Source organism: Rhizobacter sp., from assembly GCA_021153565.1.
Lineage (GTDB): Bacteria > Pseudomonadota > Gammaproteobacteria > Burkholderiales > Burkholderiaceae_C > Albitalea.
Genome location: JAJKJU010000004.1, coordinates 1 through 6,373 on the forward strand (window position 1 = coordinate 1; position 6,373 = coordinate 6,373).

General features: G+C 63.3%; 4 protein-coding genes. All 4 read left to right on the forward strand.

What is annotated here, in order from left to right; genetic code table 11:
* Positions 1–357: 357 nt before the first annotated feature.
* Positions 358–2,655 (forward strand): hypothetical protein, encoded by a 2,298-nt coding sequence (locus AC30NL_RS00295; RefSeq protein ID WP_489462016.1) that lies wholly within the window; start codon positions 358–360, stop codon positions 2,653–2,655.
* 720 nt (positions 2,656–3,375) lie between these two features.
* The gene (locus AC30NL_RS00300; RefSeq protein ID WP_489462017.1) at positions 3,376–4,476 is read left to right on the forward strand and encodes a calcium:cation antiporter; all 1,101 of its coding nucleotides are present in this window, start codon (positions 3,376–3,378) and stop codon (positions 4,474–4,476) included.
* A 68-nt stretch (positions 4,477–4,544) separates the two neighbouring features.
* Positions 4,545–5,957: a saccharopine dehydrogenase C-terminal domain-containing protein gene (locus tag AC30NL_RS00305; RefSeq protein WP_489462018.1), complete on the forward strand. Its 1,413-nt coding sequence runs from the start codon at positions 4,545–4,547 to the stop codon at positions 5,955–5,957.
* Positions 5,954–6,373 (forward strand): NAD(P)/FAD-dependent oxidoreductase (locus AC30NL_RS00310; protein ID WP_489462019.1); only part of this gene is annotated, 420 nt, incomplete at its 3' end. The genes AC30NL_RS00305 and AC30NL_RS00310, both read left to right, overlap by 4 nt.

Below are 6,373 nucleotides of genomic sequence, written 5' to 3' on the forward strand. Positions count from 1 at the left end.
AAGCGAAAGGCCGGTTCGACTTCGCCACCTCCCGAAGAGCCATCCGCCGCACGGCAAGCGCGTCCAGCGTCATCCGCATTGGTCGCACCCGAAGCCCTTCGCCGGCGCACGGATGCGGGTTACGTGGCCGGGCAAGATGGCGTCGATGTTGCGCCACGCCAGGGCACGTTACCCCCGCGTGGCGCGCATGTTCCGTCTGGGAGCCCGTCCGAAGGGGCTGAACCGGTCGCAAGCTCGACGTACCACTCCCCGGCGTTTCTCGAGAGGTATGCCAGCGACCTTCAAAAGCTCATCCCGTTGATCCTTGAAGTCAAGGCCGGCTTGGCAACGCCGAGGGCAATCTCCCGCCGCCCGGGGATGACTAGTAGCTTCTCCGGCGCCTTCGCCCCGGACGGCACCCTCAAGCCAGCCTCTGCACACGCTAACGCCCGAAGCATTCACAACAAGCTGCAGGCCATCCGGAAGAGCCATCCGAAGGTGGCCAAGGATTTCGAAGAGGCGATCGACCCACTGACGGCGCCACCCTCGGGATTGGAGCGTGCCGCCAACGACCTGGAGAAGCTCATCCCCTTGATCCTTGAACTCAAGACCGGCCGGGCAACTCTAGCGGAAATTACCAAGCGCCCGGGGATGACCGGTAGCTTCGTCAACGCCTTTACCCGGGACGGCACCCTCAGGCCACCCCATGCCAACGTCCACGCCCAGGGCATTCACAACAAGCTGCAGGCCATCCGGCAGAGCCATCCGAAGGTGGCCGACGACTTCGATGCGGCGACGGCCCCACCGGAGCGGCGACCGCACCTCGATAAGTTCGCCAGCGACTTGAAGAAGCTCATTCCATTGATCCTCGAAGTGAAGGAACGCAGGGCAACGCCGTTTGCGATATCCAACCGCCCGGGAATGAAACGCAGCTTCGCCGACGCCTTCACTTCGAACGGCACGCTCAGCACGGCTTCTGACAACCGGCCCGCCCGGGCCATCTACAACAAGCTGCGGGCCATCCGAGAGAGCCATTCACCCGTGGCTGATGCGTTCCAAGCGGCAATGGACAGGCCCCAGCTAAAGCGTAGTGAGGCCCCGGCTCACCGCGCGGCGCCCCTTGACGTCCTCGACTTTGGAGCGCGCCGGCAGGAGCTGGCGCGGCTGATCTTGCAGATCCGGCAGCAATCGGTTTTCCTTGAAGACGCAGAGCCAGGCTTCCCTGGGTTGTCTCTATTGATCGACTCCTCGGGCCAGTGGCGCAGCGAGCAGGAGCTTGGACTTGTCTTCGTCGAGCTTGACTCCGTGCAGGAGCAGGATAACTTCTACCGGTTGATTGAGGAGATCAACCAACTGCTGCTGCCGGGTGCGCTGCCCCAGGGCGAATCGTCGGCCTGCGCGGCGCAAGCCGCTCCGGCCGATCTGCCCGGCTCGGGGCCGGCGGCAGCGTCGCGACCGACGTTCGACCTGAGTCTTGAGCTTGATCCAGCCGACGACGCGCCGCAATCCCCCGCACTCTCGCCCATCGCAGCTTCTGGACCGGTCAAGCTCGAGGCGATCGACCGACCGCCGACTGTGCGCATACCGCTGCTGGTGGAAACACCGCTGGACCAGGCGCGTACCGCTTTTTATGAAGAAATCGGAGAGGTGTGCGACCTGACCGGAGACACGCCGACGTGGACGCCCGCGCTGGCCAAGACCGGTGGGGTGATCGTGCACCACCGCATGGAGCCCGTCCCGGGCAACGACGACAAGTTTCCGCTGCGCGACGCCAAAAACCCCAGCCGCGCGCATTCTCGCTACGCAGGTGACGACGGCAAATGCCATGACAAAGTGGCGCTCAAGAAGATCGTGCTGGACGACAAGGATGCGCTCGAGTTCTTGCATGAGCTGCGTGCAAACGACCCGCGCTTGCCACTCAACCCGAGCCAGCTCGACACAGCGTTGCGGGCGCTCGCCGTCAATGCGAAGGAGGAATTCGAGCGGCTCATCAAAGAGCAGCCGCGCACCAACCCGCCCTGCCAGCCGAGACAGCTGAGCGCCACCGATGTGCAGGACCACGAACAAATGCTGATCGGCCAATACGGCCTGTTCGCGCCACGCCCCAGCGACCCGGCGCAATACCCCACGCTGAGAAACGGGCGCATCCTGGGCTTCTACATGGGCAAGGTGCTGGAAAACGAGCATCAGCGTCAGCAGGCGCAGGCCACGCACCCCTTGAGCGACCAGTATGCGATTGAAGCTAACCGGCGGCCGCGACGGCGGCGCGGCCGCCCGAACTGGGGCGGGGCCGGCAAGACAACGCCGGTGACCTACGCGGGCCTGGGCTGCACCAACAGCTTGGCGTTTGCCAACACCGCGCTGCGCCGGCCAGACCCGGCCCATCCTGAACCCGCCTACGACAAGGAGCGCATCAACGCGCTGTTCCTGCCTTTCCATCTGGAGCTGACCGACAGGAAGGGCGTGCTCCGCAATGAGGCCGCAGTGGCGCTCGTTGCGCTGGACAACTTGTTCCCGGCAGGCGACAACAGACCCCACGCGCAGGTGCTGGCCGACTACGGCGACAACTACCTCGCCAACTTCAGCGACCCTGCTGACCCTGCAGAAGCGCCCGACGACATCCCCGAGGTCAAGTCCGAGGTAGACGTCCCCGAGGCACGGGGTAGCGTCGACTGAGTAGCGATTGGCCAGCACTCTGCCCCACTCCACCGGCGGGGTTGGCTTCGAGCCGTACCTTTGTGAATCTGGTAATCGCGATGGTCCTGGGGGGTGGCGATTGCAGGGCAAGCGGTGACGTCGTGCGAGCAGATGGCGGCGGGTGCTGATGGGTTTGATGCGGGTGCTGCTGCTGCGCGTTACTCCCTCTCCCTCTCCCGGCGAGGGAGAGGGTTGGGGTGAGGGTGAGGTGGGGGGCAAACGAATTCATTTTTCTGACCACCCCTCACCCCTGCTCTCCCCCCCGAGAGGGAGCAATTCTCAGCGCTTCAATGCGCCGGCGGGGTTGGCTTCGAGCTACCTTTGTGAATCCGGTGATCGCAATAGTCCTGGGGGTGGCGATTGCCGGACAAGCGGTGACGTCGTGCGAGTAGATGGCGGCGGGTGCGGTGCTGATGGGTTTGATGCTGATGCTGCGCGGCGCCAAGCGCTAGTTACTCCCGGCGTCTGCGCGGGGAGGATGTGTTCGCCTGTCCGTCCGCAGAGCACATACGCTGTCCGCGACAGGTAGGCCTGCAGTGCCGGCAAAAGCCTCGACATGAACCTCTTCATAACGGCATTTCCTGCCGCAATGGTTATGTTCATACGAGAGAGTTGGGTAGTCACGATAGGAGGCTTGGGATTCACCATGTGCTTCGTCAAGCTTGCATATGATCTCGCGTCCCTTTCCTCCTCCAATCCATGCGCGCACTGCTTCGCCAAGAAATCCAGCTCGTCGTTGGCGTCCTCGCGGCGGTGATCGCCTTTCCCCTTGAGCACAGCATCCTCGCTGCGGGGCAGGCCGTCTCGCTCGTGGCGGCGATCGCGCTCATCCTCGCAATACTTCTCGCGTCGGTCCGTGTCGCGCACCACGCCGAGGAACTGGCCGAGCGGGTCGGCGAGCCCTACGGGACCATGATCCTGACCTTGGCCGCGGTCCTGGTTGAGGTGGTGATCCTGGCCATCATGATGGGCCACACCAGTTCGCCGACCCTGGTCCGCGACACCATCTATTCGGCGGTGATGCTGGACATCAATGCCTTGCTCGGCCTGTCCGCCTTGCTGGGCGGGCTTCGCCACGGCGAGCAACCGTACAACGTGGATTCGGGCAACACGTACATCGTGATGATCCTGACCGCCATTGGCGTGTCCATGGTCTTGCCGGCGTTCATTCCCAGTCAGCACTGGCGCAGCTACTCGGTGTTCACCATCGTCGTGATGGTGCTGCTGTACGGCCTCTTCCTAAAAATGCAGACCGGGCGGCACAGCTACTTCTTCAGCTACAGCTATGCCCAACATGCGAAGCCTCGGCCGGCGATTGGACCGGTCGTGCCGACCCAGGCGCCGCAGCCCTTGTCCACCCCCATCGGTTTCCTCGCCGGCGGGATCGTGCTCATTGGCCTTTTGTCCGAGGTAATGTCTCGCACACTCGATGCAGGTCTTGCGGGCAGCGGCGTGCCGCCTATCGTCACGCCCCTGCTCGTCGCGACGATCTCCGCGAGCCCCGAGATCTTGACCGCCATCCGCGCGGCCTTGGCCAACCGCATGCAGCCGGTCGTCAATATTGCCTTGGGCGCGTCGCTGTCGACCGTCATCCTGACCGTGCCGGTCATCGAGGCGCTGGCGTTGGTTACCGGCCAGCCCATTCACATGGCTTTGTCGCCGTCGCAGACCGTGATGGTGTTCATCACCCTGATCGTCGCGATGGTGAACGTGCACGACGGCGAGACGAATGCCATCGAAGGCATGACACATTTCGTGCTGTTCATGGCGTTCCTGATGCTGGCTGCGCTGGGAGTCTGAACCTCCTTCGTCGAAGACCATGGCGCTTCGGGGGCTTGTGCAGGCATGCTTGTTGCCCCTTGCTACGCATGCGCAAGGAATCCGCCACGACTGACTTTGATGGCCGCATCGCTCTGCTCGGTTTCGGCAGCATAGGCCAGGCAGTGTTGCCTCTCCTCTTTCGCCATATCACGGTAAAACCCTCGCAGATCGAGATCATCAAGCCTTCCAGCAAGGGCACCGAATCGGCCCTTGAACTGGGGGTCGGTTTCCATTCGGCTCGCATTGAGCGTGGGCAGATCCAGGGCGCCCTGGGCGACAGACTCAAAGCCGGCGACCTCCTCCTCAATCTTTCGGTCGATGTCGGCAGCATCGACCTGATGTCGTTTTGCCGAGACCGTGGCCTGCTGTACATAGACGCTTCAACGGAGTCGTGGCCTGGGGAGTCGACGGACAGGTCAAGGCCTCTATCCGAGCGGACCAACTACGCCATGAGGGAGCACGCATTGGCATTGCGCCGCCCGGATCGGCGCGACAGTACGGCGCTCATTACGATGGGCGCAAATCCGGGAATGGTGTCTTTGCTCGTGAAACAGGCATTGCTGGATCTCTCAGGCACTTCGGCGCCCGAGACACGTGAAGGCTGGGCAGAGATGGCGCTACAGCTGGGCCTGCGCACCATTCACGTTTCGGAGCGCGACTCACAGCAAGTCGATCGTCCGAAGCGGAAAGATGAATTCATCAACACCTGGTCAGTTCAGGGCTTTGTCGGCGAGGGGCTGCAGCCCGCCGAATTGGGTTGGGGCACACACGAGCGGCACTTTCCGGAAGATGGGGCTCGACAGGAGAAGGGTTGCAAGGCAGCCATCTACCTGAAGCGGCCCGGCATGGCCACACGCGTGCGCAGTTGGGCGCCGCTGTCAGGGCCATTCCACGGCTTTCTGGTGAGCCATGCGGAATCCATCTCCATTGCCGATCACCTCACCTTGGGCGACCGTGAGCAGCCACGCTATCGGCCGACCGTCCATTACGCCTACCACCCTTGCGAGGACGCCGTGCTTTCAGTGCACGAACTGTCCGGCCGCCAGTGGAAGATGCAGAAGCATCAGACCATTCTTCGCGATGACATCGTGCAAGGACGTGACGAACTGGGCGTGCTGCTCATGGGCCGCTCTCGCGGCCGCGACTGGGCGTACTGGCATGGCTCGCAACTGTCGATCGAGCAGGCGCGCGGCTTGTGTCCATTCAACAGTGCCACATCCTTGCAGGTGGCGGCACCCATCGTGGCCGGCATGTCGTGGATCATCCAGCATCCCGACCTCGGCGTCATCGAGCCAGATGACCTGCCGCTCGCGCCGGTGCTGGCCATGATCCGACCGTACCTGGGCGACGTGGTGGGCGTCCACACTGACTGGACGCCGTTGCGCGATCGCGAGTCGCTGTTCGATGAGCCCCTGGACCGAACCGATCCGTGGCAGTTCATCAACTTTCGCGTGACATGAATCTGGACGTCGGCACTTTCTATGACGCCAGCGCCGGCCACCAGCCCGCATTCCCTCCCCTGAAAGCTGACGCCGATGCCGACATCGTCATCATCGGTGGTGGCTTCGCCGGACTGGGTACCGCGCTGAGTCTGCTCGAACGAGGCCAGCGCGACACGGTCGTCCTGGAGGCACAGGCCATAGGACATGGGGCGTCCGGGCGCAACGCCGGATTCGTATCTGGTGGATTCAGCCGCGATCCGGGTTCGCTGCAACAGAAGCTTGGCCACGAACGCGCTCGCGAGCTATACCTGATGAGCGAGGCTGCGGTCCAGCGCATCCGCGAGCGGATCGCCCGCTACCGCATCGATTGCGATCCTGTGTTTGCCGGCGTCATCGTGGCGAGCTGGTTCAACGACGATGCTTCGCTGCTCGAA

Coding starts and splice junctions, on each gene's coding strand:
- AC30NL_RS00295 (WP_489462016.1), top strand. CDS start 358: ATGACTAGTAGCTTCTCCGGCGCCTTCGCCCCGGACGGCACCCTCAAG.
- AC30NL_RS00300 (WP_489462017.1), top strand. CDS start 3,376: ATGCGCGCACTGCTTCGCCAAGAAATCCAGCTCGTCGTTGGCGTCCTC.
- AC30NL_RS00305 (WP_489462018.1), top strand. CDS start 4,545: ATGCGCAAGGAATCCGCCACGACTGACTTTGATGGCCGCATCGCTCTG.